General features: G+C 29.7%; 4 protein-coding genes. All 4 read left to right on the forward strand.

Features of this window, described 5'->3' with window-relative positions; genetic code table 11:
- A partial coding sequence (locus WKT20_RS17615; protein WP_340417826.1) for a Coenzyme F420 hydrogenase/dehydrogenase, beta subunit C-terminal domain occupies positions 1-655 on the forward strand: 655 nt, incomplete at its 5' end.
- Position 656: 1 nt separating this feature from the next.
- Complete coding sequence (locus tag WKT20_RS17620; protein ID WP_340417827.1) at positions 657-1,778, forward strand: polysaccharide pyruvyl transferase family protein; 1,122 nt, start codon at positions 657-659, stop codon at positions 1,776-1,778.
- A 254-nt stretch (positions 1,779-2,032) separates the two neighbouring features.
- Positions 2,033-3,019, forward strand: coding sequence for a hypothetical protein (locus WKT20_RS17625; RefSeq protein WP_340417828.1), 987 nt, complete (start codon positions 2,033-2,035; stop codon positions 3,017-3,019).
- Positions 3,020-3,032: 13 nt separating this feature from the next.
- A partial coding sequence (locus WKT20_RS17630; RefSeq protein ID WP_340417829.1) for a glycosyltransferase occupies positions 3,033-4,229 on the forward strand: 1,197 nt, incomplete at its 3' end.

Below are 4,229 nucleotides of genomic sequence, written 5' to 3' on the forward strand. Positions count from 1 at the left end.
ATATACAGTTGATTTAGTATGTCATGGAGTTCCTTCTCGCCTTTTTTTACGTCAAACAATAAAAAATATAGAAAAGAAATACAATTCTAAAGTAATTGATATACGATTTAGAGAAAAAACACCAGACCAATATCATACTTCCATGAATTATTATCTAGAAAATGGTAAAGTTGATAGTGAAAGATATTCAAAGTCTTTTTTCTTTAGATCGTTCGTTGATAATTATATATTAAGAGAAAATTGCTTTCACTGTCAATATTCTAGTTTACAACGTATTTCTGATATAACATTAGCCGATTTTTGGAACTACACTCCATACAATTTAAAGTTCAGATCATATAGAAAAGGGACATCACTTATTCTTCTTAACACTGATAAAGGTGAAGAACTATTTTCAGAAATTAAAAATGAATTGATTTATGAAGAAAGAAGCATCCAAGAAGCGCTAAAATCAAATCAAAATCTAAAAAAACCACAAGAAAAGCCCCAATTGTATGAAGAATTTTGGAAAGATTATTTTAATGGAGTAGAACAAAATACGCTACATAAACGCTATCTAACATCTCCCAAAGAACAAGATTGGACAATAGTAGTCAAAGGATATATAAAAATGATCCTTCCAATAAAAATGATAAAATTACTAAAACATCTTTAATATGATCAACAAAAAACTAAGACGCAAAATTCGTAAATACTTCGGATTTATTTATAGCAAAGCATTAGCTAAGTATAAAGAGCGGAAATACAAAGAATTCGTAAATAACGATATTACTCGACTAACCCCTCCTATATCTCAACAAAGAATTTATTATCTAGGAATTACGGAACACCCTAATTTGGGTGATATGGGACAACATTATTGTATATTAAATTGGATTTCTAAAAATTTCCCAGATTCAGAATTATTATCATTTAAATCAAGCACAGTCGTTAATCCATTTGTGGATTTCCCATCTAAATTAAAAACAATATACCGTCCCAATGACATCATAATATTCCAAAGCGGTTATTGTACCCAAGACTTAGGAGGAGACCATGAATTGATGCATCGTATGATTATTGATAAAATACCATACGCTAAGATCTTAATGATGCCGCAAACAATCTTTTTCCAACATGAAAAGAATAAGAAGCGTACATCAAAGTCTTATAACCAAGCTACTAACATGTTATTCCTAGCCCGTGATACGGTATCCTATAACATGGCAAAAGAAATGTTCCCTAATATTGAGGTACAAGCCTTTCCGGATATTGTTACAACTCTAATTGGTAAATATACCTTTGAGAATGAAAGAAAAGGTGTATGTTTTTGCTTAAGAGACGATAGTGAAAAATTTTATTCTGACAAAGAATTGCAAAATCTAAAAAAACAAATCGAAGAAATAGAGCCTATTACTACAACAGATACAACAATATCAACATCAGAAGAAAAGATTAGAAAAAACCTTCAACATTATATTGAAAAACAGATAATCTTTTTCTCAAAATATAAAATTGTAATCACAGATAGATATCATGGGACAATTTTCTCACTAGCTGCAGGAACACCTGTTATTATAATTAAGACGAATGACCATAAGGTAATAACAGGAGCAAACTGGTTTAAAGGTGTTTACGATGATTATGTATATGTTGCATCGGATTTGAAAGAAGCATATAAACTATATGAACAAATTAAAACTAAAAAATTGACACATAAACTAAGTCCATATTTCGAAGAAAACTATTATAGTCATCTAAAAGAAATATTTTATCAGTTGGCCTTCAAAGAAGCATGAATCTACGCCCATCACAAATAAATAAATTATCGTGGCTAATAATTTTAAGTTCAATATGCTCTATATCATTATGGAGCATATTACCTATCAATCGCTATATTGAATGGATAATAAATTTTAGCATTTTATTCTACGCATATATTTTTTACAAAAAAGCATATGCAACCTTTGGTAAAAATTATTCCATTATCTTCCTATATATGATTTGGATGTTAATAGGTTGCATCAGAGGATTATTCGCTTGTGAAATATATATGGATTTCAGATGGTTAACTGAAGGATTTCAGATGTTATCACTACCCATCTTAGTATTTCTTTTTTCTAATCCATATATCAATCAAAAAATATTAAAGAAATGGTTTAAATATGGATTAATAATTTTTGGTATATATATAATTTGGGTAATAAATATCGGAGCATATCATTTTTATCTAGGGCCTATTTACTTGATGGGAATATTTATTTACGTTTTACCAAAAAAATGGCAATTATTAATATTATGCCTTTTAGTCATTATGACAACAGATTTAGGAGCACGGGCACAAGTTATCAAATCAATTATGACCATCATTTTGGCATTATGCTTTATGATACATAAAATAATAAGCACAAAATTATTAATAGGAATACATTATTTATTTTATGGATTAACTGTAATCCTCCTATATTTAGGAATAACAGGCTCTTATAATATTTTTCAAAAAATGCAAGAAAACAGTGGAAAATATTCACAATCTCGCATTGTCAATGGAAAGCGAGTAGAAGAGGATGTATCCTTAGACACTAGAACATTTATTTACAAAGAAGTCATAGAATCTGCAATAAACCATAATTACATACTAATAGGACGAACACCAGCAAGAGGAAATGACGAGTTTTATTTTGAGGCAGTAAATAAAGACAAAAAAGGAAATGTTTTTCGCACAAATGAAAGACATTATAATGAATTATGTTTCCCAAATATCTTTACGTGGCTAGGAATAATAGGAATGCTCCTATATTGTCTTATCTATATAAAAGCCTCCACATTAGCGTTACACAAGTCTAATAATATATACTTAAAATATTTGGCAGTTTTTGTATCATTTAGATGGATGCTAGGTTGGATTGAAGATGCAAATACTTTTAATATTTCAAATATAGCCTTATGGATGATTATTGCAATGTGTTTTTCCCCATATTTTCGAAAAATGAACAATTATCAATTTCGTGAATGGCTAAAAAAATGTTTACCATATTAATATCTTTATTTATATGAAAATAGCTATAATGCATAGTGGAAATATTGGTTTTTTCCCTAGATATTACAAGTTCCTTAGTGAATCAATTGAAAAAAGAGGAGATACAATAAAACTATTCTGTCCAAATTCAGGAAGAAACAATCGTAATACATTACCTAACCAGGTTACATTTGGAACAAGACTTAATTGGTTTATCCATCATAATCTATACAACATTACAGGGCTACAAGATATTTATTCTTTTATAGATACCTTTCACTTAATTTATTTACTAAAACAATATAAACCAGACGTAATACATTTAAATGTGGTCAATGATTACATGTTAAATTTCCCTTTATTTGTTAATTTCACAAACAAACACAATATACCAGTTGTATGGACTATGCATGATTGTAGAGCTTTTACTGGCAGATGTTCACATTTCGAGGAATTTAAATGCATGCGTTGGAAAAATGGATGTGGTCATTGTCCACTTCCAAAGCAATATGGGGCATCATGGCTTGACAACTCCTCAATCCAATGGCATTTGAGAAATAAGTATATTTATAGATTCAAACAACTCTTAGTCATTACCCCCTCCCAATGGCTGTTAAATTATGTCAAGGATTCACTTTTAAATAAGTTTCCAATGAAATGTATTTACAATGGAGTTGATATAGATATATTCTCAAAACCTTCATCATTCAACTTCAAAGAAAAATATAAATTACAAGGCAAAACAATTATATTGGGACTAGCTTTAAATATGGATAGATTAAAAGGGTTAGATTACTTTATTCGTCTATCAAAAGATTTACCTCCAAAATTCCAAATTGTACTTGTTGGAGGTGTAAGAAATAATGATATCAGCAAAATCCCATCCAATATAATATTACTACCTAGAACAACTTCCGTTGAGGAATTAGCTGCAATTTATCAGGCCGCAACTATTTTCGTAAATCCCACGCTAATTGACAATTTTCCAACAACTAATATCGAAGCATTGGCAAGTGGCACTCCAGTCGTAACTTTTCAAACTGGAGGTAGCGCAGAATCCATCGATAAGAATTCCGGTATATCAGTACCCAAAGGAGATTACAATGCCTTAATAAGGGCAATACAAGAAATAGCAGAAAACATCCATATTTACTCAAGAGAAAATTGTCTATTAAGAGCACAACAATTTTCTTTAAAACAATTTGATAAATACGTAGATTTATATCACCAA

The sequence above is a fragment of the Phocaeicola sp. ICN-14070 genome (genome assembly GCF_037892625.1).
In the GTDB taxonomy this organism is placed as follows: domain Bacteria; phylum Bacteroidota; class Bacteroidia; order Bacteroidales; family Bacteroidaceae; genus Phocaeicola; species Phocaeicola plebeius.